General features: G+C 39.5%; 20 protein-coding genes and 1 tRNA gene. 12 read left to right on the top strand and 9 right to left on the bottom strand.

Annotated features, from left to right (window positions below):
• Positions 1–361 precede the first annotated feature (361 nt).
• The 3 genes from ACFO6W_RS25755 (at position 362) to ACFO6W_RS25745 (ending at position 3,302) form a co-directional block, all read left to right on the top strand.
• Positions 362–1,261, top strand: a complete 900-nt coding sequence (locus ACFO6W_RS25755; protein WP_380001949.1) for a sugar phosphate isomerase/epimerase family protein — start codon at positions 362–364, stop codon at positions 1,259–1,261.
• 171 nt (positions 1,262–1,432) lie between these two features.
• Positions 1,433–2,044 carry a DUF4230 domain-containing protein gene (locus ACFO6W_RS25750; protein WP_380001947.1) on the top strand — a complete coding sequence of 204 codons (612 nt, stop codon included), beginning with the start codon at positions 1,433–1,435 and terminating at the stop codon, positions 2,042–2,044.
• A gap of 124 nt (positions 2,045–2,168) precedes the next feature.
• The gene (locus tag ACFO6W_RS25745) at positions 2,169–3,302 is read left to right on the top strand and encodes an MBL fold metallo-hydrolase (RefSeq protein WP_380001945.1); all 1,134 of its coding nucleotides are present in this window, start codon (positions 2,169–2,171) and stop codon (positions 3,300–3,302) included.
• A gap of 51 nt (positions 3,303–3,353) precedes the next feature.
• Here the strand turns inward: ACFO6W_RS25745 and ACFO6W_RS25740 are convergent, their stop codons facing one another.
• The 6 genes from ACFO6W_RS25740 to ACFO6W_RS25715 form a co-directional block, all read right to left on the bottom strand.
• The gene (locus ACFO6W_RS25740; protein ID WP_380001943.1) at positions 3,354–4,481 is read right to left on the bottom strand and encodes a hypothetical protein; all 1,128 of its coding nucleotides are present in this window, start codon (positions 4,479–4,481) and stop codon (positions 3,354–3,356) included.
• 238 nt (positions 4,482–4,719) lie between these two features.
• The gene (locus ACFO6W_RS25735; protein ID WP_380001941.1) at positions 4,720–6,423 is read right to left on the bottom strand and encodes a tetratricopeptide repeat protein; all 1,704 of its coding nucleotides are present in this window, start codon (positions 6,421–6,423) and stop codon (positions 4,720–4,722) included.
• 77 nt (positions 6,424–6,500) lie between these two features.
• Complete coding sequence (locus ACFO6W_RS25730; protein WP_380001939.1) at positions 6,501–6,887, bottom strand: DUF3244 domain-containing protein; 387 nt, start codon at positions 6,885–6,887, stop codon at positions 6,501–6,503.
• 70 nt (positions 6,888–6,957) lie between these two features.
• Positions 6,958–8,664: a tetratricopeptide repeat protein gene (locus tag ACFO6W_RS25725; RefSeq protein ID WP_380001937.1), complete on the bottom strand. Its 1,707-nt coding sequence runs from the start codon at positions 8,662–8,664 to the stop codon at positions 6,958–6,960.
• 78 nt (positions 8,665–8,742) lie between these two features.
• Complete coding sequence (locus ACFO6W_RS25720; RefSeq protein ID WP_380001935.1) at positions 8,743–9,144, bottom strand: DUF3244 domain-containing protein; 402 nt, start codon at positions 9,142–9,144, stop codon at positions 8,743–8,745.
• Between the two features lie 646 nt (positions 9,145–9,790).
• The gene (locus ACFO6W_RS25715; protein ID WP_380001933.1) at positions 9,791–10,111 is read right to left on the bottom strand and encodes a hypothetical protein; all 321 of its coding nucleotides are present in this window, start codon (positions 10,109–10,111) and stop codon (positions 9,791–9,793) included.
• Between the two features lie 228 nt (positions 10,112–10,339).
• Here ACFO6W_RS25715 and ACFO6W_RS25710 point away from each other — a divergent pair, with 228 nt between their 5' ends.
• The gene (locus ACFO6W_RS25710; protein ID WP_380001931.1) at positions 10,340–11,032 is read left to right on the top strand and encodes a hypothetical protein; all 693 of its coding nucleotides are present in this window, start codon (positions 10,340–10,342) and stop codon (positions 11,030–11,032) included.
• Positions 11,033–11,364: 332 nt separating this feature from the next.
• The gene (locus tag ACFO6W_RS25705) at positions 11,365–13,737 is read left to right on the top strand and encodes a hypothetical protein (RefSeq protein ID WP_380001929.1); all 2,373 of its coding nucleotides are present in this window, start codon (positions 11,365–11,367) and stop codon (positions 13,735–13,737) included.
• Between the two features lie 50 nt (positions 13,738–13,787).
• On the opposite strand, the gene ACFO6W_RS25700 is transcribed toward ACFO6W_RS25705, so the two are convergent.
• Positions 13,788–14,588 (bottom strand): hypothetical protein, encoded by an 801-nt coding sequence (locus ACFO6W_RS25700; protein WP_380001927.1) that lies wholly within the window; start codon positions 14,586–14,588, stop codon positions 13,788–13,790.
• Positions 14,589–14,814: 226 nt separating this feature from the next.
• Between ACFO6W_RS25700 and ACFO6W_RS25695 the strand changes: the two genes are divergently transcribed.
• The 3 genes from ACFO6W_RS25695 to ACFO6W_RS25685 are packed head-to-tail and all read left to right on the top strand — an operon-like array spanning position 14,815 to position 17,474.
• On the top strand, positions 14,815–15,360 hold the full coding sequence (locus ACFO6W_RS25695; RefSeq protein WP_291112085.1) for a hypothetical protein: 546 nt from the start codon (positions 14,815–14,817) through the stop codon (positions 15,358–15,360).
• Complete coding sequence (locus ACFO6W_RS25690) at positions 15,360–15,830, top strand: hypothetical protein (RefSeq protein ID WP_380001925.1); 471 nt, start codon at positions 15,360–15,362, stop codon at positions 15,828–15,830. The genes ACFO6W_RS25695 and ACFO6W_RS25690 overlap by 1 nt, the downstream gene beginning before the upstream one ends.
• A 21-nt stretch (positions 15,831–15,851) precedes the next feature.
• Positions 15,852–17,474: a hypothetical protein gene (locus ACFO6W_RS25685; protein WP_380001923.1), complete on the top strand. Its 1,623-nt coding sequence runs from the start codon at positions 15,852–15,854 to the stop codon at positions 17,472–17,474.
• Positions 17,475–17,685: 211 nt separating this feature from the next.
• Here the strand turns inward: ACFO6W_RS25685 and abc-f are convergent, their stop codons facing one another.
• Positions 17,686–19,275: a ribosomal protection-like ABC-F family protein gene (abc-f, locus tag ACFO6W_RS25680; RefSeq protein ID WP_380001921.1), complete on the bottom strand. Its 1,590-nt coding sequence runs from the start codon at positions 19,273–19,275 to the stop codon at positions 17,686–17,688.
• Positions 19,276–19,691: 416 nt separating this feature from the next.
• Between abc-f and ACFO6W_RS25675 the strand changes: the two genes are divergently transcribed.
• From ACFO6W_RS25675 to ACFO6W_RS25660, 4 genes are all read left to right on the top strand, one after another.
• Positions 19,692–19,765, top strand: a tRNA-Arg gene (locus tag ACFO6W_RS25675).
• Positions 19,766–20,056: 291 nt separating this feature from the next.
• A complete protein-coding gene (locus ACFO6W_RS25670) occupies positions 20,057–21,274 on the top strand; it encodes a site-specific integrase (protein WP_380001919.1) in 1,218 nt (405 codons plus the stop codon).
• A 99-nt stretch (positions 21,275–21,373) separates the two neighbouring features.
• A complete protein-coding gene (locus ACFO6W_RS25665) occupies positions 21,374–21,868 on the top strand; it encodes a 3'-5' exonuclease (RefSeq protein WP_380001917.1) in 495 nt (164 codons plus the stop codon).
• A gap of 11 nt (positions 21,869–21,879) precedes the next feature.
• Complete coding sequence (locus tag ACFO6W_RS25660) at positions 21,880–22,479, top strand: hypothetical protein (RefSeq protein WP_380001915.1); 600 nt, start codon at positions 21,880–21,882, stop codon at positions 22,477–22,479.
• On the opposite strand, the gene ACFO6W_RS25655 is transcribed toward ACFO6W_RS25660, so the two are convergent.
• Positions 22,476–23,565 (bottom strand): FtsK/SpoIIIE domain-containing protein (locus ACFO6W_RS25655; RefSeq protein WP_380001913.1); only part of this gene is annotated, 1,090 nt, incomplete at its 5' end. The two genes, ACFO6W_RS25660 and ACFO6W_RS25655, sit on opposite strands and share 4 nt — an antisense overlap.

Raw genomic sequence — 23,565 nt, 5'->3', positions numbered from 1 at the left:
ATATCAAATGATTATATAAAAAAATAGTCGGAAGATATTTCTTCCGACCACTCCTGGCCGGAAAGTTGCCTTTTTCGTTTCCGGCTAATGAAAGATCAAAAAAAAGGCCACGATATCACATCGCAGACCTCTTTAACCTTAACACAAACTTTACAAAACTACATAAATACAACGCAGATTAACACTATAAAGTTGCGACACAGGCGTTAAATTTGGTTAATCCTAAAAGGACACATTTCACTATGAATAAAGCTAAAGATATGCCAGCCACTGCAAAATTCATCTTTTATATATATCCTGAACCGAACTTTTAATTATCTTTACCACTGCCAATTAAGATATGGCCTAATAAATCTGACATATGAAAAAAATCTGTAAATACCTATTGATTGCAGGCATACTATGCAGTTATGCATCTTGCAATACAAAAAACAAGCAACAATCGGAAGAATCTAACCGTACCGAGGCTGAAGCTTTAACCAAAGCCGAACAAAACGGATGGTACCTGTCATTACAGTCCTATACCTTTCATCGCTTCACTTTTGCCGAAGCACTCGACAAAACCCGTGAACTGGGAGTGAAATACATCGAAGTATTCCCCGGACACAGGCTGGGCGATAAATGGGGTGACAAAGTATTCGGTATAGACCTCACTGCCGAAGAACGCAAAGAGATAAAAGAATTTGCCGAGAGTAAAGGCATCAGAATAATTTCTACAGGGGTATATACCACGGATAACCCCGACAACTGGGAAAAAGAATTTATCCTGGCCAAAGACATGGGCATGGCATTCATATCCTGCGAACCGGCCGTAAAGGACTGGGACCTGATAGAAAGCCTTGTAAACAAATACGGCATCAAAATAGCCGTACACAACCATCCTCAGCCATCGGCCTATTGGAACCCCGACCTGCTGCTGGCACAGATATCCAACCGCAGTCCGATGATAGGCGCATGCTGCGACGTAGGTCACTGGCGTCGCGAAGGCTTAAACCAGATAGATTGCCTCAGGAAACTGGACGGACGCATCGTATCGCTGCATTTCAAGGATATAGCCGAAAAGAAAGAGGGTGAAACCGAACAACACGACGTTATCTGGGGAAAAGGCATACTCGATGTGGCAGGAATGCTGAAAATACTGAAATCGCAAAACTTTAAAGGATACATATCCATAGAATATGAAAACAACTGGGATAATTCCGTTCCCGACATAAAGCAATGTATCGACTACTATACAACAATAACTGAGGAATTTTTTTGAAAGTCTCCATACTTTATCGTTTGAAGCCGGAAGATTTCCGGCTTTTTATGTCTATGTAAAGTCTGTTTTTTATATCATTCAAAAAATTGAGAAAAACTATTACCCTGTCTGTTTGTTCTAAAAACAAATGCTTTTCGTACATTTACTTCAAATAGCAGAGAAACGCAATATATGTCCGGCAGAAATATAATAAAACAACGCAGTTATATCAATATGCTTGCTATCGGTATCCTTATCGGTGGCATTATCATGTACCTCTTTGGCGGTAAAGACAAAGGAGGTGACAAAGTGGAAGTTTCGCACAATATGATTGTAGAGAAAATAGAAAGCCTCGGCAATCTGGAAGTCTTGAAATACAACATTCAGGATATGGTGGAATACAAGAAAGTACGCCAGTGGCTGCCCAATGCCAAGACAGCGCTCATCGTATCGGGTGAAGTAATCTGCTGCATAGACCTCACACAGCTCAAACCCGGAGACATATACACCTCCGGCGATTCCATACGCCTGACTTTGCCCGCCCCGGAAGTCTGTCATGTAACCATAGATCACTCGGCTTCGCGTATCTACGATATGCAGTTTGGACTGTGGGAGTCGACACAGATAGCGGACGAAGCCTACCGTCAGGCCGAGAAGCAGTTACGCGAACAAGCTGAAAAACTGGATATGGACAGAAAAAGCCGCGACAGCGCAGTGAATCTGCTGCGCCCTATCTTGCAGGCAATGGGCTTCGAACACATACTTATTTCCTTCGGACAGGGAAAGGAATATAAGGAAAAATAAAAACCCAAGTTTGACACCATCCGATATTTATCCGGGAATCTATCATTCCTGGATCAGTGTTCTCTTTAAAGTTCCATATAAATTATGGCACAAATTTTGCTTTTAACATAAAAATAGAAACTTCATGAAGCCGAAAACTAAAAAGAGAATCAAAAGGGCAATGATCATAACACTTTCAGTCGTAGCATTACTAGCTGTCACAGTTGCAATATTCATCAATCAGCCAAGTTTCGGCAGCACACCAAGCGGGAAACGTAAGGAACGGGTCAAGAACTCACCGAACTACAGGGACGGAAAATTCCGGAATCTGAGCCACACACCGCAACTAACAGGAGATAAGGGATATATAGGTATTATGTACGAGTTTCTTTTTGTCAAACACGAACGTGTGACTCCTGCCAGTAAAATTCCTTCAGTGAAAACCGACTTGCTGCATCTTGACCGGAATAATGATATACTCGTCTGGTTCGGGCATTCATCTTATTTTATACAGATAGACGGCAAGCGCATACTGGCCGATCCGGTATTCAGTAAGGCTGCATCGCCCGTTTCTTTTGCCAACAGGGCTTTCGATGGAGCTGACGGATATAAGGCTGAAGATATACCTGATATAGATTACTTATTTATTTCGCACGATCACTGGGATCATCTCGATTACAAAAGTGTAATGGCGCTTAAAGGCCGCACAGGTAAAGTAATTTGCGGACTGGGCGTAGCAGAGCACTTCGAAAGATGGGGCTTTGATATGAATAAGGTTGTAGAACTGGACTGGAACGAGGATGCCGTTATCGGTGACGGATTTACGACCTATTGCCTTCCTGCGCGGCATTTTTCGGGTCGGGGGCTTTCACCGAACCAGTCGTTATGGGCTTCATTCCTCCTGCAAACGCCTACAATGAATATCTATATGGGCGGCGACAGCGGATATGACACACATTTTGCCAAAATAGGTGAACGCTTCGGCAAGATAGATCTGGCGATACTCGAAAACGGACAATATGGCACAGGATGGAAATATATACATATGACGCCTGAAGAAGTGGTGCAGGCAACCAAAGATTTACATACAGAAACACTGTTCCCGGTACATTCGTCTAAATATGCCCTTGCAAACCATTCATGGGACGATCCGCTGAAAAGGGTAACTGCTGCAAGCAAAGAAGAAAATATACGCCTGCTGACCCCAATGATAGGCGAAACGGTGAATCTGAAAGACAGCACGCAGACATTTAAAGAATGGTGGGTGGGGATTGAATAAAAAGAAAAGGGTACGAACTTTAAAGTCCGTACCCACACATGAAATACAAAACTAATTGCTGCTATCCGTAGCAAGCTCTTTCACTATATCCAAATCTTCCACCACCAAGCGTTTATATCCGTTATTGATGGTAAAAATACTTAGCGTATCCAATATTTTGCGGCGAAGCTGGTGGATAACCGTATGGTTGTAAAGCACATATGAATTGATTATCTCATTGGCATTTCCGCTCAGGTTGCCCGAACCTGACAGGCCTGCCAGTGTCGGCGAAGTGAGGCGGTGGGCGGATATGATTTTCTGGAAAATAATCTCATCCACATTGTTGTACAGATCGGCGTTGTTGCTTGCGGTATATGATGTCACCACGGGCTTTACTTCCTGGCTTTCTCCCCAGAGCACAACGATGCTGTTTGCCCCGTTAGTACCTGCATAGCTGCTTTCGATATCTTTCTGGAATTGTTCTTTCTGCTCCTCTGCCGGATTACTCGGCATGGTAATAATGGTAGAAGGTACAAAACCATTGTTGATAGAGTTGCAGTAAAATTTACCCAGCAATCCGTCCGCTTCTATATAGTTCAATGCGGAATAATACTGAGGAACAGGATAATAATCAAGGCTCGGCTCATAATCCTTATAATAGAAAAGATACGGAACGCCTTTCTGCATTTCTTCAGCTCCATAAGCTTTTATTTCTACCGGAGCGAATTTCCCGTATGTCTTACGCCAGTCGTTAGAGAGGAAGAAGCTGAGATAAGTACCGAATTCGTTGACCTCCCCTACCCTCACTTTACTGAAATCGGTATGATAAAGGCTTATGGTCTTGCCGTTTTGGTTCAGTATCACCTGAAAACAATATCCGCCAAAAGTCACATAATCTTTAGCTATTTTTTCTATTAATGCATCCCAGTCGCCGGCAGGGTTGGGTTGTCCGTAATATTCCCCGTCCTTCACTCCTGTTCCGCAAATATAAGTCACTTTATTGTCTATCACGGCTTTGTTGATTGCCGATTCGTTGTTCAGTTCAATGATTCGCTGCGGCAACAGATTATCACGGTCGTAACTTACCCAGCCTTTTGTATTGCGGGTGAATGTCGGGTATGATTTTACCGATCGGGACAATTTAATTACAGCATAATTAGCTTCTGTCGAATGTTGTTTCATATTTTCTGTTTTTTCCATTGGTGTTTTTAGAGTATAGATAAATTATTTTGATTTTGATAACAGAATGAATGAGTTTTATTTAACTTCGTCCGTTCAAAACACGATCACATATGCATACCAAATCGACAACAGACGAGATAAGGGAAAGATTCGACTGTGGTATTAAATAATGAATCAGGCAATGCACACACCTAACCAAAACTATAGAAATATTAAAAAAGAAAATGGTTTGAATACAGAGGAAAACCGGATAATATCAGTCTTCGTTGTCTTCTGCAAATAATATTTGCCCGATATCATCTTTCGGCATCCCTGCCTTGAGTAATTTATTCCGTAAATCCAGTTTGCGGAAATTCATATTCTCTTTGTGCGGACGTACACCCAGCAGGATTGCAACATCATTGCGTTTGTATCCGCAATAGTAGAGCATAAAAAGCAATAATTCCTTATCTTTCAGCGATGAAAGCACACTCTCTCCGTATGGCAGTTTCTGAAAATGTTCTTTAGCCTGTCCCACAAGCTGCTCATTGGTATTCTGCCGGAAACTTTCCACCATCTTCTTTATTTTCACATAAAGTTCGGGTTCTTCTTTGGCTCCGAACTCTTTGGCCAGTGATTTCACCTGCTTATCTATTTCCACCCATTCGGTTACAATATTACGGTATATTCCCTGCATATATGTCAGGCTTTCATCCTGATGTTCAAGAAGTTTCTGCTGAACCTGCGACTGGTCTTCCAGCAACTTATTTCGTTCGTCTATCCTCTGGCGTTTGAGCCGCATAGTCCTGTTATTGAAATAGGTTACAACCAGAATGATTAATATCACCGATACGCCTATCAGCAAATACAGGTAATTGCGCATATTCAGGCGGTCTACCTCTTTTTGGTGGAGGGTGGCTTTGTGTCTACGATCAGCCTCGGCTATTCTATCAAAGTTATTGGCTTCATTGATTTCCTGAAGAGCCTCCTTATGTAAATTACTGTAATGCAACGCATTCTTGTAATCACCACTCTTTTGATAAAACTCAGCAAGAGAATTATACATATCCCGTCGGGAATAGACATAAGCATTTTTCCATACGTCTTCTTTAAACAGGCTGGCATAATGTTTTGCCGAGTCGAGTCGATTGGCTGTATTGTATAACTTCATTAAACCTATATGGATACGCTGTGCTTCTTCGGGATTTGAAGTCTCCGAAAATGCAGTGCGTAAATATTCCCCAGCTTTTACATACTCCCGCTGCTCGCGAAGTGTTATTCCCAGCATATGTATAAATATAACATGAAAATCATGGTTATGAAACTGATCCGACATCTGTAGACCTTTCTCAAAATAATAATATGCACTATCCATTTTTCCGGTACTATAAAACGAAAGACCGATAGTCTTTATTACATTTAACCGGCTACTTTCGGTACTCCTATTTTTCGGGTAATAATTCAATGTTTTTCTGAAATTAACGATAGCACTGTCATATACGTTTTTCTCATAGTAAAAATTGCCTATGGAATGCTGGCTTTTGGAAAGTAGTAAACTGTCGTTTGCTATCCGGGCATAATGTTCTGCCAGCATAAAATACTCCAGTTCTTTTTCAGTTATCTTATTTTCGTGATATACGCTTGCTGTATAGTAGTTTGCTAAAGCTGCCTGATAGGGATTGTCCTCTTTGTCGAAATATTTTTGGGCTTCAAATATCAATGTATCCTTTCTTATATCCTGATATGTTTTATATCTGGCCTGAATATCCGCCACAATATATTGCATATAATTGCCTCTATCCATTTCTTCAGGGCTACGAATAGAATCGAGTAACAGAAGAGCGGCTGCCGGATTACTTTCTATTTTACTCTGAGCCTGAACCAATAAATCAACAGAACGATTATTCGTTTTACAAGAATTAAAGAAGAGAATTAGTAATAGGCAAGATATACAACTTCCCCAAAATACTATTTTTTTCATTGAATAAAACTCCACAAACAGGTTCGGGAGATATCTCCCGAACCATTTTAATTAACTATTTTATTTTAGAATAAGTATCAGTCAATTTCAAAACTCCCGTACTTATTCAGAGTCCCGGTTCTGTTCTTAATTGTAATGATATATGTATCAGCCGGAAGTGTATTTACATCAACCGACAATATTTTCGATTGTGATGTATTGATACTACTTTCGTAATATACCGTACCGTTTATATCTTTCACAACTATATCCACAAGACCTGCGTTGGCCGTAAATGTAACTTCAACGCTGTTATTATCTGTAAGCGTTGCAGTTATCGGTGGAAGGGCGATTCTGCGCGGGTTCACTCCTGGACCGCCTTCGCCATTACCGTCATTCTTTAAATCAATCGGGGCATCGGAAGCATAAACAATTCCCCCAAAAGACAACATAATAAACACTAAAAAGTAAATTTTTGTTCTCATAATAGATTAATTTTTAAATTATTGCGTGTTCTAAGCTGGCATTTATTGCCAATCGATAAAGTTAGATATTTTAATTTGCATTTTCTTCCGAAAATAATATTTTTTCAATAACCTCCTGTTGCATCCCGGCTTTGAGCAGCTTATTCCTCAGGTTCAATTTACGGAAAGCCATGTTATCCTTGTGCGGATTCACTCCTAACAAGATCGCCACATCGTTGCGCTTGTATCCGCAATAGTAGAGCATGAACAACAAAAAGTCCTTGTCTTTGAGTACCGAAATGGCATTTTCGCCGTAAGGTTGTTTCAGGAAAAATTCTTTTGCCTGCCCTACAAGCTGATGATTAGTATTTTCCTTGAAGCCCTCTATCATTTGTTTTATCTTCATATAGAGTTCAGGTTCTTCCTTTACACCGAATTCTTTCGCGAGCGTTTTCACTTTTTTATCGATATCCACCCATTCGTCTACTATGCTGCGATATATATCCTGCATATATGTAAGGTTTTTGTGCTGTTGTTCGAGCAGTTTTTCCTGAACCTGCGATTGCTCCTCCAGCAGCTTGTTTCGCTCGGTAATTCTCTGACGTTTGAGTTGCGATGCTTTCTTACAGGAACAGGTTAATACCAGTATAATCAGTATCAGCGATATAGTGCCCAGCGTGTAGAGATTATTACGCAGACGCATGCCTGCCAGTTCTTTCTGTTCTATAATAGCTTTATATCTCCTGTCGGCTTCGGCCAGTTTATTAGAACTGTCGGCCTCTTTTATTTTACGGGTAGTGGCATCATATAAGCTGTTGTAGTAAAGCGCCGCTTTATAATTACCGCTTTTTTTATAATAATCCGAGATAGCGGCATAGCTTTCCTGTATGGTGTAAATATATGTCATCTCAGGAATGTACTTAATCAACAGGTCTGTATACTGCCTTGCAGAATCCAGCTTATCCATATCATTATATAGCAAGAGCATACTAAGGCAGATGCGCCGCAACTCATTCTGGTCTGCGGTTTTGTCCAATGCTTTTTGCAAATAGGATTCTGACCTTTGTAGGTTTCCTAAATCACGATAGATTATACCTTGCAAATGAGTAAAAGAAGTCAAATAAGGCTTATTGTCAAACTCTTTCGCTAATTGCATGCCTTTATCAGCATAAACCATTGCGCTATCTAACTTCCCTGCCACTTCATAAGAAAAACTCATATAAAACAGTGTGTGCAACCTGTATATCTCCACCTTTGAAGATGTTGCATAAAATTTTAAAGCCTGCCGATAATTAACAATGGCACTATCCACCATATTTTTCCGGTGATACAAGTTACCGATCCAATGGAAGCTTTTGCCTGCCAAAATACTGTCATGCGCTTTTTGGGCATAATATACTGCCAGTTTAAAATGTTCCAGCTCTTTATCCGCAAATTCATTCAGATTATATAAAATACCCGTATGGTAATGGGCTAAAGCCGATTGATGAATATTTTTCTGATTATCAAAATATTTATATGCGTCGAAGATTAGTGTGTCATTCTTTATATCAGGCCTGTGAACATTAGATTTCGCCTGTACTCTCGTTACTATATATTGCATATAGTTATCCTCACTCATTTGCTCCGGATTATGGATAGAATCAAGTAGGAGAAGAGCTTCAGATGGATTATCCTCTACTTTATTTTGTGCTTTTATTAATAATTCCGCCGAATGATTATCTTTTTTGCAGGAATAGAAAAAGAAAATTAGAAGTAGACAAAGTATATAACTTTTACCAAATACTATATTTTTCATTAAACTAAGACCTAGAATCGAAAAGGTCCGGGCTGGTAATCCCGAACCCCTCTAAGATTTATTATATAAAATGAATAATTAATTAACCTCAAAAGTACCATATTTTTTCAATGTCCCGCCAGCATTTTCCAATGAGACAGTATATGTTCCTGACGGAAGTATACTGATATCGACAGACAGATTTACTGATTTTGAAGCGTTTACATTTTTCATATAGTGTACCATGCCTGCTTCATCTTTTATTATCACATTCACAACACCCAAATTAGTTCTGAATGATATATCCATATTCACATTATCCGTCACAGTCACTGTTACCGGAGATACAGTTATCATTCTGGCCAAAGGCATTATAGGTTCGCCCTGACCGGGTCCGCCTGCATTATGTAAGGCAACATCAACATTTTCATCAGTGGCTGCATAGCCTGTTCCGCCATAGCAAAAGATAAGGAACACAAGGAACAAAGTTTTAATTCTCATAATTGTTTCGTTTTTACTTTAATTAATGAATAAAAAGAAGTATAGATAAAGTTTTGTGCGAGGAATATATAAAATTACACTGTATTTTTCATATTAACATATGCAAAAAAGCTACATATAGATTTTTTCATAGATAAAATTATATCAATTTTAACAAAACCAATAATTTAGGTTAAATCGTTATTGTGAAAAATATAGATTTTTTTTAACAAACAACTATCAGAAAAAATGATTTATAAAGACTCGATACATTATTTTCCATTCTCCGTCCATTTTCGGATGGTCATTTTCTATAATAATCTGATAAATGTATATGTTTTCATCAAAAATGGCAACTATCGAAGAGAAAATTATGTTTCAGGGAACTATCTTATCATTTTCCCGTTAATTTGCACAAAATAGCCGATACACGTGCCAGGCACCACATAAAAAAAGAAAAGGTTGTTTCACAACAACCAATCTTCATTATTAACCTTAAAATCTAATACCATGAAAAACACATAGTATTAACGTAACGAAAGTGAATTTTGTTTAATGGATTGTTTCTATGTTAAAATAGATAATGTCGATAAAGTGATGAAACCCGTGGCGGGGAGTCGCCCGGACAAATTACCTGTCCGGGCTTTTTATGATAAAATATATCCGTTTATGGAGCCACCCTCGGCCAGAGGTCTTGATAATCTGTTCTTACCCTGTGCCATTCTTTCAATATCTTATCCACAAAGTGAAATTCATACTTTTCAAAATCATAGGCAGAATCCCACCTGATAATTTCCACACTACCCTCCGGTGACCGGATTGCACCTGCCGATGTGTACGATTTGCCCATTATAGATATAACTTCTTCTTTGGTCATGCCCAATTCCACTTTTCGGACATTCTTTTCAGAATACATTGCATCTTTCACTGAGCCGCAGGATACTAGAGCAATAACAAGTAAAGTAGTGATTAATAACTTCTTTTGCATTTTATACATTTTTTAGTTTTCAATAGTTAACCATATTCTTTCAAATATATCAAAAATAATACGAGCCTGCTTAAAAAAACAATAAAATATTTTTTGTACCCTATCCTCTCTTTTCCACAATTTTAAATGTTTTTAACTATAAGTGCATTAAAGGAATTGATTAAACTTTTATCAAAATAAAAGTAATTTATCTATATCATAAAAATTCATCATTCAACAAGAATCAACATGTTAAAAATCGAAATCAACAACCAGAAAATCTCCTTACCCGAATCATGGGCCGACCTTAGCCTTGCCGATTATGAAAAATGGTTTAAGCACCGCCCCGATGGCAAGATGGAATACGTGCACTTCATAGCCGGCATTTGCAGGCTGGACAGCCAATGGTTGCTTGACTCCCCTACCCAACTGTTCGATGCCATATACGAAGCTGTCAGCTTTGTGTTCGACACCGATTTCGAACCTGCAACAAGGGTCAATATCGATGGGCAGGATTTCTTTATCCCCGTATCGGACAAGCTCACACTGAGCGAATGGATAGACGTAGAGGAAACGCTCAACGGTGACAGCCAAACCAAAATTTCGGAAACGCTGGCTATCGTATGCCGTCCGGCGGGTGAAAGCTACAATCCCGATACTGCCGCCATACGACAAGAGACGTTCCGCAACCTGCCTTGCGACAAAGCCCTACCGTTGCTCGCTTTTTTTTTGTACAAAAAGAAAAAATCAGAGGAGATTTTGCACCATTATTCAACGGTGGTGGATCAGGCAAACCGGTTTCTAAAGGATACAAAGACTTTTGTAATAAATGGGGGTGGTATAAAACAATTGCCGATCTGGCGGAGGATAAAATATACTTATTTGACCAGATCACTGGAAAGGCAGTTGTCGAAGTTTTCGGATTCCTCCTTTACCGGATAGATAAGATGCGGGCTGAAGATGAGCAGTATAAGTTTGAAAGGCAGATAAGGAGGTAACTATTTGGGGAAAATTATTGTATATGCCAACTCGGAAGAATAACCTGTTAAATTCTTATTATATACTTTAATGTAATTATCATCTGTACTCCAACCTCCAATATCTTCCTCTTTTTCACAAGACACTAGATTAAAGGAGATAAATAATGTTATAATAAGATATAAGATATTTTTCATTGTTTTATAGTATTTCCATTTATAAATATAGACTTTTAAATTAACAATTGTAATCTGTTATCAAAAATAAAAAACTTTATCTATACCTTAAAAACACTTATGGCAGACAAAACACTTAAATTAAAAATTGACAGTAGCGATGTTGTAGCATTGAAGGACAAGCTGGAGAATGTGGAAATAAAGACCATAAACGTAATTTCGGCTCAGGAAATATTACAAGGCATACTCACCTCGCCCGAGCCGGTAAAGAATATGGATAAGATTATACCCGCTTACCAAAAGATGGGTACAATTGTAGAAGGCATGTCGAAACTATTGCCCCGCAGCGCAAAAGGATTGCAGGAAGTGCAGGCGTCTATACAAACGGGCATAAATAAAGAACTGGATGGTGCAAAAAAGATAAGCGATGCACATAAAAAAAAGCTGGATGAAATAAAAAAAGAAGAAGCCGCTTTTATAAAATCGGCAAAAGAAAAAGAAAAAGAAGATCTCTCCGTTTTGAATTTTGCGCTCGCGAATGCTAAAAAAAGGGGGGATGATACCACCGTGCAGGAAACCCTGATAAGGAAACTATATGAACAAACAGAAGCCGGAATAACAAGGCACATACAGGACAACAACGACAAGCGCGCCCTGATAATACAAGAGTCGATGAAAAATATGGTTACTGCCATAGACGATAACTACGAGAAGCAGAAAGCCTCGCTAGAAGCCAAGTACAAACTGGAAACGCAGGCAATAAAAAATGCAACCGACCTCACCATTGCCTCCGAAGACGAGAAAACAGCCCACATACAATATTCCAATGCCGACAGGCAGGCGATGGCGATAGCCCGGTTTCAGAAACTAAAAGACCTTGACGCCCAATATAATGAGGAATCGGCCAAGCTGGAACAGCAATACCAGAAAGACAAAGCCGGTACATTTGAGAATTTCCTGAAACAGCGTGGCGAAAAGATAGAAGTACATGTAGATACAGCTTCGAAGAAAATAAAGAAAAGTACGGAGAAAGTGGCTGATGAACTCGATTCCTTCTTTCAGGATATGATGTTGAAAGATAAGACCTTTTCGGACAAGACTGTCAGCCAGATTGTAGACCATTCCGTAAAATCGCAAAAAGCAATTACCGATGCAGCAGAAAAAGCAGCAGAAGCCAACAATCAATCTGTCGATGCTACAAAGAAGAATGCTGAAGCTACCGACAAAGCTGCCGATGCCACAAAGAAGTACCTCGACATACAGGCTACCCGAACCAACTATGCCAACCAGATAAATGAAGATAAGGCGTTGCGGGCATCTATGATGCAAAATATGATGACGCAAGTTGATGTATTTAATGAAGAAATAGCTGCCGCCGGCGACAATGCCGAGAAACGCAAGGAAATAGAAACCAAAAAACTGGAATATATAAAACAGGCAGGTGCCGAACTGATAACTGTACAGCAAAGCATCACTGCCGCCGAGAAGAAAGAACAGGATCTCGGCATGGTGCAGTGGAAGCAGTATACCGAACAGCTAAGCACGGTGGCAAATAGCATAAAAGGGGCACTGACTCAGACCGCAGATTATTTTGGTACGGCATTTGGGGCTATTAGTAGTGTGTATAAGGCAGAGATAGATGCGATTGATGAAGACATAAAACATCTTAAAGCTAAGAATGATGGAATTATAAAAGAAGCAGAAATTAGGACTACGACTATAACTGCTTTAGAAAACCAATTGAAAGAAGCTGTAGCAACAAATAATGAAGATACAATACGAAGTTTAACAGAAAAACTAAATACAGAAAAAAGTGCTGCAACTGAATCGATAAAAATAAAAGAAGAAACTGAAAAAAAAGAAAAAGAACTAACAGAGAAAAAACTTAAAAAACAAGCAGAACAAGAAAAAATAGAAAAACTAAACCGCAAAGCGACATTACTTAAAAATATTGGTGAAGGTATCTTTAATGTAGCACAAGGAGTAACAAAGGCTTTATCTTATGGTCCTATTCTCGGTCCTATACTGGCGGCGGTAGTTGCGGCAGCGGGAGCCGTTCAGGTGGGTATAATGACAAAGCAGCTCGCCAAATTTGCCGACGGTGGATTACTTAACGGCAAACGCCATGCGCAAGGCGGTATGCGCATCGAAGGTACAAATATAGAAGTAGAAGGCGGCGAATATGTTATAAACAGAGAGTCAACAAGTAAAAATCTAGGCTTGGTACGTTACATTAATTCACAACGTAAAGAATTAACACCCTCCGATGTCACCGGATTTTTCGCCAAAGCATCACTGGGTTTCGAACTGCCATTCCAAAGAGAGTTTGCTTCTGGTGGACTAATGCCTGCAATAGAAGCACCCGAATCTATTGATAATGATGCTTTAATAAAAGCAATCAAATCAATAAAAATTGAGTCCAAAGTCGCTGTCACGGATATTATCCGTGCACAAGAAGATGCTGTACAAGTAGATAGATGGTCGGGGAATTGATAAATGCTTTAGCATCACTGGAGATTACAACTCCCCAGTGATGCTAAAGTCTAATAATAAGTATCGCCTGAATATATCTTATAATCGTCATCCAACCACTTTATTATTCTGAAAACTGGCTGTCCACTTGTTTTATCGCCTGAATATATTTTATAATCGTCATCTAACCACTTTATTATTCTGAAAACTGGCTGTCCACCTGTTTTATCGCCTGAATATATTTTATAATCGTCATCCAACCACTTTATTATTCTGAAAACTAGCTGTCCTTTTGTATTATTACCCGGATATATTTTATAATCGTTATCCAACCATTTTATTATTCTGAAAACTGGCTGTCCTTTTGTATTATCACCCGAATATATTTTATAATCGTCATCCAACCATTTTATCATTCTGAATATAATATTATTTTCATCCCCTTCTCCCCCTCTCACAAACACCCCATCCCTATTAAACACAATATCCCCGTCAGCTTTTTCTCCGGCACGGATATAGTCGCCATCGATATTAAAGACCACATCGCCCGTCTTTTTCTCGCCGGCACGTATCAGTTTGCCGTCGATATTAAATACAACGTCACCCGTAGCCTTTTCCCCCGCACGGATATAATTGCCGTCGATATTGAATACCGCATCGCCCGCAGTCGTCTTTCCTGCACGGATGAGATTGCCGTCAAGGTTAAAGACGATATTTTCCTTTTCCGCAGGCGGGGTTACCGGTGGTTCGGGTTCGGGAATGTAAGGGTCGTTCTTGTCGCCGCAGCCCGCAAATAATAAACAACAGACCAAAAATAAGCCCCCCAGCCCCCGTAGAGGAAATATGGAAGATATGTGAGTGAGTAGTTTCATGTAATTAGCGTTTAGCTGATAGCCGTTAGCTATTAGCATTTTTGTAATACAACTGTTTTTTAGCCAAAAGCTATTGGCTAAAGGCTAACAGCTTCCTCTTACAAATATAGACTGAATAATTTAACAAAAGTTTAAAACTCTCAAGGGAATTTTTCTTGTGAAGAGTTATTATCAATTTTCAAAAACTTTATCTATATCATAAAACATCTCTAACAACAAAGAAGATATGATAAACAGCATTCTACAAATCTTTCGCCAACAGGCGCAGCAACACAAGACCATCAGGGCCTTTTATTACAATCGCAACTACGAACTCGGCAGCGGTAAGGAAACCCATCCCCTGTTCTGGCTCGAAGACCCGCTGACGGGACGCAATCAGGACAATGTATTCACCAATTCCGTAAACTTCTCCATCCTGTTTCTCCCAACAACCGAGGAGTCGGTGCATCACCTGCAAAACCTGGCTTTCTCTATCGGGCTGAATATTATTGAACGGATAAAGAAAAATCCGGATTATGGTATCAGTATCCGTCCCGACTGGACATACACCACCCTGCGCGACTATTACGACAACAATGCCTGCGGCTGCCGTTTTTCGGTCAACTTCACCCAGATAAATATGCAGAATCTTTGCCTGATAGACGAACAGTTCGGTGCGGACAACCAGTTTGAGGACAAATCTCTTTTACCGGATCTCGATATGTTTCCGGCAAACAATTGTGAAGTATTTGTACAAAAGCTGCCCGATTTCGACATCAAAACCCGTAAATAATGGATACAGCGATTACAAAAGCCATGGAGGCCATCGCGGCCGATGTGTTAAAGCTGTCGCAAACAATACTGTCGGACAGGAATATAGGCACAAACACGAAAACAGGAAAGAACACTCTAAAAAACAGCGCATTGGAAGATAGTGTCAGAGTAGAGATCCGCAAGATGGGCGAATCGGTAGTGATAGAAACCCTGTTCGATAATTATATAAGCTACATCGAACAGGGACGGAAACCCCGTACAGGCAAACAACCTCCGATCGACGCTTTGCGCGACTGGGCTTTATCGCGGGGCATACCCACCGACAACAGTACATTGTTCCTTATCGGCAGGGCTATCTGGCGCGACGGTTACGAGGGACGTCCGGTGCTGGCAACGCTGGAGGAGGAAATAGAAAAGCAATGGGACGACAAATGGGCGGACATGCTTTTTGATACGATAATAGATGAGTTAAATAAATATTTTGAATAAAACAGTAAAAAACGGTAGAAAATGGAATATACAATAAATGAAACAGCAAAGATAGAGGGGCCGGAAATAGTTTCTTTAGCCGGGAATCCCAATTTTGTAGTATTCGAAAGTGTGATAGGGAAAGATACATCATTAAACAATAAAATCGATTTCAACTTACAGGTTTTAAGAGTAAAAGATATAGAGGAAAGTGAAACCGGATTTGAGTTTATCGACACATTATCAGGCACCTTACATAGATTCACAGGTACAGACGATAAGAGTAAAGTCAGCAATACCACATTTCATATAAACAGGGAAAGCGCTGCCATTACAACGGAAAACATAAGGAAATGCCTGTTTTCCGATTCTTTCTTCAAAGGAAATTTCCATATATCGATACCCCTTATCGTGAATGAAACCGGGATTGAAAACGGAACAACAATCAATATAGTCTCGAAAGGTTCCGGCAGGGCGTACACTTTAAAATCGTTCAAACCTGAAAACAGCAAATTTATAAGCATCAATGGAAATTACACCCAATCATACCACCCCGATTCCATCCTCAGAGACGACGAGAATTGCGAAATACAGCTCGACATCTACAAAGACATTGATATACTGCCTGGCATAAAGGATCATTCCAAAATGGGAACTTATGCCACTACCCTGTCCAAGTCTTACTTCGGGGAACCTTTGTGGTTCGATATGAATACAATGTGGCTCAATGCGAACTTATATTCGGACAAATTCCTCGAAGGAAAAGGCTGGTATGATACGGGCACAATGACTGATTACCGTTTTGTTGCCAAGCGTTTCAATGGAGTCGACACGGAAACATTCTATTATTCCGGTGTATTGTTTGCCATTACCGGATACGACCGCAATCTCGAAAATAATAATTTATCGGAATATGTTTACGATGTCAGTCAAAATAATGAGATAAAGCCGTTGACCCGGCAACCCGTGCTTACGCATATCAGGGGGCAAAAGCAATATTTCAATTTTATCCTCTCCGATTCCGGCCCCGAAAGCAACGACACACAGTGCAGGCTGGGAATACTATACAAAATCTATACACAAGCCGGCAGTTATCTGGGCTGTGAAATTTCGGATGTACAAAATAAAGATAAGTACAACGCCATAAATACCGCATGCCTCGATATAGACAACGTAGTATCGGACAAATACGCAAAAGCAGGCATCATAAGGGTGCATTTTTGCCGCGACGGGAAGGCTGTGAGTAAACCCATTACCTTTAGAATGCTCCCCGATTGCCTTTATAATGTAAATGATTTTGCATTTCTGAACTCGCTGGGCGGATGGTCTTCCTTCAATTTCGGCGGAATGGAACAGACCGATTTTAAATCGGAAACCACAACAATCCATCGCACCCAAACACCGGATTATACGATCAGCAGCCGTATAGAATCAGTATTCACTAAGGATGTAACCGAACAGTTCAGCGCCCAGACCTCACCGATAACACGTGAAGTAGCCGAATGGCTGAAAGAAATAAGTTCGTCGGCAGCTGTCTATGAACTGTCTACAAAGCGGTATGTAATAGTGGACGAACTGAATGTGAAGCACAATAGTAAGGATGATCTCTTTACCCTTCAAATGAAATATCATTATTCGGATTCGTATAATGCGAGGATAAAATAGGGCGATGAATCATGATGTTAATCGGTGGTGGAATTTAATGTTCTGTTTTTTTCACATAAGCGTTCTTTGTAACAACTTTCATCTTTCGGTTTAAGTTTGTCGCGCCCTGCCGGGCTTGTCCTCATTTTGGCATTGTCCAAAAGGGACACAAGCAATCTTTGATTGCGTGTAATAGAAAAAACAGAACATTAAATTAACATCATGATCCAATTCATTGAAGTTCTATCTCATAATCGATATTCATCTGTCCGATAAAATATTGGTCATGCGAAACGAGTAATATGGTTCCTTTATAATCTCTGATTGTGGAAGTAAGTATTTCTACATTTCGTATATCGATATTATTCGTGGGTTCGTCCAGTATAAATACATCCGGTGTATTGGCCGATACCATCAGGCAACTGAGAGCCAGCTTCATTTTTTCACCACCGCTAAGCAAGCCGCACTTTTTATCCCATGAGGAGTATGAAAAAAGAAACCGGTTGAGTATTGTCTTTATCTCATGTTCCTGTAGTCCCGTACTGAATTGCCTTATCTGTTCATAAACGCTGTGATCGTTATTGATAATGGAATATTCCTGGTCGAGATATACATAACTGAAATCAGCCGTTGTCAATATTCCGGCCTGTGGGGGCAATTGCCGTGTCAACAATTGTAGCAAAGTGGTCTTACCCGACCCGTTACTTCCTCTTAGCAATACCCTCTCACCGCTTTTTATCTGAAAATTCAATGGGTTTTTCCACAGGAGATCGGCTCCATAGCCAAAATTTACATCTTTCGCCGTAATCAGAATCTTTCCCGCATGCAACGCGGATGTACTGAAATCTGTTTTCATTGATTTCATATCAGGCAAGGATTTCCTGATATCGCCGATATTTTCCCTCAAAGAACCCATCTTCTGTTCGTGTGCATCTTTCTGCTTTGCAGTACTGTTTTCGGCCTTATTCCGGAGTGTATTGACTATAATACGGGCTATCCCTTTCTGTTGAATATCTTTCTTATTACGGGCATCCCGTTTCTGATTTCGCTCAGCAACTTCCTGTGCAATCTTACGGGCCCGGCGCAATTCTTTTTCCTGTTCTTCGAGCTTTGCCTGCAACGAATTCATTTCCTGTTCTTTTTGCATTTTATAAAACTCGTAATTTCCTGCATAATAAGCAATTCCATCTTTTCTCAATTCATAGATTTCGGGCAGCATGTTCAACAGCATCCTGTCATGGCTGATAATAAGCATTGTTTTACGAGATGAGGATATAAAATCGTACAATTTATCCCGGTAATGATAGTCAAGATGGTTTGTGGGTTCATCAAACAAGATAAGTCCCGGTTCATGTATCCCGATGCCTGCCAGAAAAAGTTTCGTTATCTCGCCTCCACTAAGGCTGTCGAGCGATGTTGAAAAATCTATATAGTCCAGTCCCCACAGAGACAGGGCTATCCGGGAACGTTCTTCTATATCCCAATCGTCATCAAGGATAGAAAAGTTTCGGGCTGAAGCATCACCATTGAGAATTGCATGCAATGCCCTTAATTTATCATCCATTCGCAAGGCCTGCGCTACAGTCACCCGGTTATATTGCCCGAAATGCTGAGGTATGTAATATGGATGTGAAGTACGGATCACTTTTCCTGATACGGGAAATAAATCCCCTTTCAATATATGCATCAGTGTAGATTTACCCGAACCGTTATCGCCTATCAAAGCTACTTTCTGGCCTTTGGTTATAGAGAAACTGATATCCTGAAAAAGTTCTTCTTTATCGGGATGTATATATGATAGTTGTTGTACCGAAATACACATAATACTTCTTAAATTTAAAATGTTAGTACTTGATTGGATTAAACACGAAATAAAGCTACCGGAGATGATAGCAGAAATCATATCCGTTTCTTCTGACGAATATAAATATTAAGCCTGTGTGCTTATATTCTTTTAATTACATATGCGGAAAGTATAGACTAAAACAGGCTAATGCGCTGTACTGTATAGTCAGTTAAACAATTGAGAAATAAACCTGTGTATGATATAAGATTTTTACATTCTCATCGGAGTAGTTTTATTGTTCGGATGTAAAATTAGTAAATGTAATTGATACAGGCAAGAATTTATAATCTTTTGTATCATCTCCGATATTCCATTATGAAAACTTTTAGCCAAAAATCTTTTATTTTAGCCAAAATATACTATCTTTGCACTCGCTAAAAAGCAAAAAGGATGGTCCGGTAGCTCAGCTGGATAGAGCAACAGCCTTCTAAGCTGTGGGTCGTGGGTTCGAATCCCGCTCGGATCACTAAGCGAACAGAACCTAACAGTCTGTTGAACGCCAAAAGAGATCAAAAGTCTTCTAAACTAATGTTTTAGAAGACTTTTTTTATAGCCCGATGTCAAAACCTATGACAAGTCGAGGCAGGAAAAAGACTACTAAAAGTCAGAATTAGCTACTGAATAACTACTACTATCCTTTTTTACAAATTTAGTAGTTGTTTTAGCAAAAAACTCTCATTTACTGCCGATTGTCGCAGAGTTGTCCTGTATTCTTCAATAACTAAACAAGTAATTTGTAATTTTAAAATTGAAGATTATGAGATCAACATTCAAGACACTTTTTTATCTGCGGAAGAATCAACCGAAGAAAGACAAAACCGTACCTATTATGGTTAAAATCTCAGTTAACGGGACATCCGTCCAATTCAACAGTAAGATAAGCGTAAATCCCGCAGTTTGGGATTCCAAAGCAGGAAAAGCCATCGGACGTACTAAGGAAATAATGGACATCAATGACTCTTTAGAGAATTTGAATGTATCTATCCGAAAATCGTACAATAAACAGTTGGACGAATATGATTATGCTCTTCCCGAGAAGATTAGAAACCAAGTCTTAGGGCTTGAAAAAGGGGCAAAAACATTAATCGAATTTATTGATTTGCATAATGAGCAGTATGCAAATAGAGTTGGTATCAATACCACCCGTACAACCTTTATTCGGTATCAGTTAGTCAAACAACGTATACAGGATTTTCTAAAATTGAAATATCATATATCCGATATTCCTTTACGAGATCTGACTCCTGTTGTATTAGAGAATTTCTATCTATATCTTCGCAAAGACTGTAATTGTGAAAATAACTCCTCGATGAAGACCATGCAACGCTTGCGTAAGATTGTTTATTTCGCTAAAAATATGGGCGAAACTATGGCAGACCCATTCCAAAGCTTTCGGGTACATTTCGAATCTGTCGATCGGGAGATTCTGACAGAAGAGGAGATTCACATGATATATAACAAAGAATTCATTACCGGAAGATTGGAACAGGTTAGGGATATTTTTATTTTTAGCTGCTTTACCGGACTCAGTTACATCGATATGGCTAACCTGGCAGATGAAGATATCAAAGAAGCCTTTGACGGAAATCTATGGATAATGACCAAACGCCAAAAAACAAACGTAAATTCAAATATTCGCTTGTTAGATATTCCTAAAGCTATATTAGAAAAATATAAGGGAAAGCAGAAAAACAGTAAATGTTTGCCCGTTGTTTCCAATCAAAAGATGAATGAATACTTAAAGGAAATTGCGACAATATGTGGAATCACAAAGACGGTTACCTGCCATGTTGGAAGGCACTCGTTCGCCACTTCAATCGCCCTGTCGAACGGAGTTCCGATAGAAAGCGTATCTAAAATGCTGGGGCATACCAGCATCCGAACGACTCAAATATATGCAAAAATAACAGACCGGAAGATCAGTAAGGATATGGATATGCTGGCTCAAAAAATGAACAGACGGCGAAGTAAATAAAAACAAAAGCCTAAATAGGCGATTTTTGAATTCGGAAAGCTTTTCACAAAATTATGTGGAAGGCTTTTCTTATTTTTGTTGAATAGATAAGTAGAATATATGCTCCGAGACTTTGCAGCCATAGATTTTGAAACAGCCAATCAGGAATTATCCAGCGTGTGTAGTGTTGGTATTGTTGTAGTACGCAATGGTATTATAACGGAACGCTTCTATAGTTTGATTCAACCCGAACCAAACTACTATTGTTATGGCAATAGTCAAGTTCATGGCTTAACAGTCCAAGATACCGACAATGCAAAGCTATTCTCGGAAGTCTGGCGAGAAGTTGAGCCACTTATCGTAAATCTACCTTTAGTGGCTCACAACAAAGGTTTTGATGAATCCTGTCTGAATGCAGTCTTTCGGACTTATCGGATGGATTATCCCAATTATGTATTCTATTGTACGTTGGCTGCATCACGTCACCAGTTGAAACATTTACCCAATCATCAACTACATACGGTTGCCGAAGATTGTGGCTATATTCTGACTGATCATCATAATGCTTTGGCTGATGCGGAAGCTTGTGCGGAGATAGCGTTGCAGTTATTATAAATTTCATTTTTATGGAAGAAAAACCAAGAATAATATTCATGTTCGAGAAAAAGCAGAACAATAACAAGCTTCCTTTTAACTTGAGAAAGAGATTATCCACCCGTATCGGGATGGACGATATTCACGAAATAACTTATCTGATTCAAAATAATAATAAGGAGAAACAAAAGCTATATAACTTCGCATTCGATGAAGATGATACCATAGCCACAAATGCGCTTTGGATAATGACCCATTTTTCACTCTATGAGAATGAATGGTTGTATCAAAAACAGAATGAAATGATTGACAGGGTATTAGTTGTCACGCATCCATCACAACAAAGATTATTGCTGCATTTACTATACAGGCAACCATTGGCAAACCCTCCCCGTGTCGATTTTCTTGATTATTGTTTAGATGAAATGCTTTCCCGGAAAGCTGCTCCCGGAACAACAACACTTTGCATGAAACTTGCTTATGAAATGTGCAGAACAATACCCGAATTACTGAAGGAATATTGTGCAGCATTGGATATTATGGAACCGAGTCTGCTTCCTCCATCTTTAAAAACTGCCCGAAGGAATATCATAAAAGCAATACAGAAAGGTAAAAGCCTACAAAACTGCTAATTACCTTTATTTAATGAACTTATTTTTTGTTCTAAGCTATATTCATCGATAATTAATACATCACGTGGCTTACTTCCCTGTGTAGGGCCTACAACACCCGCAACTTCAAGTTGATCCATTAGTCTTCCGGCTCTGTTATAACCTATTACAAATTTGCGTTGAATAAGAGAAGTCGAACCTTGTTGATGTACAACGATTAATCTGGCCGCTTCTTCAAACAAAGGGTCTCTCTCATTTAGATCAATACTCCCGAGGCTATAGTTATCGGAAGAACTAATGTATTCCGGCAATTCATAAGCATGTGAATATCCCTGTTGATCTGCAATGAAGCAAACAATCTCTCTGATTTCCTCTGTCGATACATACGGTACTTGTATCCGGGTTGTATTCATCTCATTACAATATAGAGCATCACCTCTACCCGATAGGTCTTCTGCTCCATTTTTATCAATTATTATCCTCGATTCTAGAGAGTCAGAAACTTTGAAGGCTATCTGTACAGGAAAATTAGCTTTTAGATCACCTGTAATAATATTTTTTGTAGGACGTTGAGTTGCTAAAATAATATGGATACCGGCTATATGTCCTTTTCCGGTTAGTTGTATTAATGATGATTCCGTTTCCTTACCCGAAATCATGGCTAAATCTGAATATTCGTCAATTACAACTACGATGTAAGGTAAAAAGCGATGGCCTTGAAGTGGATTCAATCTACGTATTTTAAACCTTTGGTTATACTCACGGATATTTTTTGTACCACTTTTAGATATGAGTTCATAGCGGTCATCCATCTCCTTGCACAGTGATTGTAGTGTTCGCACTACCTTGTAAGTCTCTGAAACAATAGCCTTTTCAGAATCAGGGAGTTTAGTCAGATAATGCTTTTCAATCTGAGAGTACAGATTAAACTCTATTATATGAGTATCAATTAGTACAAACTTGAGTTCTGCCGGATGCTTTTTGTATAGCAATGATATTATCATGTTGTTTAGCAAAACAGATTTTCCCTGTCCGGTAGCTCCGGCAATGGAAAATCCAGTGAGCGTTGCCCCCTCGTGCCAGTCTAAATTGACCCCATGTACCAAA

Source organism: Dysgonomonas termitidis (assembly GCF_042654545.1).
Taxonomy (GTDB): domain Bacteria; phylum Bacteroidota; class Bacteroidia; order Bacteroidales; family Dysgonomonadaceae; genus Dysgonomonas; species Dysgonomonas termitidis.
The sequence above is the reverse complement of the archived record's forward strand: the minus strand, read 5'-3'. Positions and strand labels throughout refer to the sequence as shown.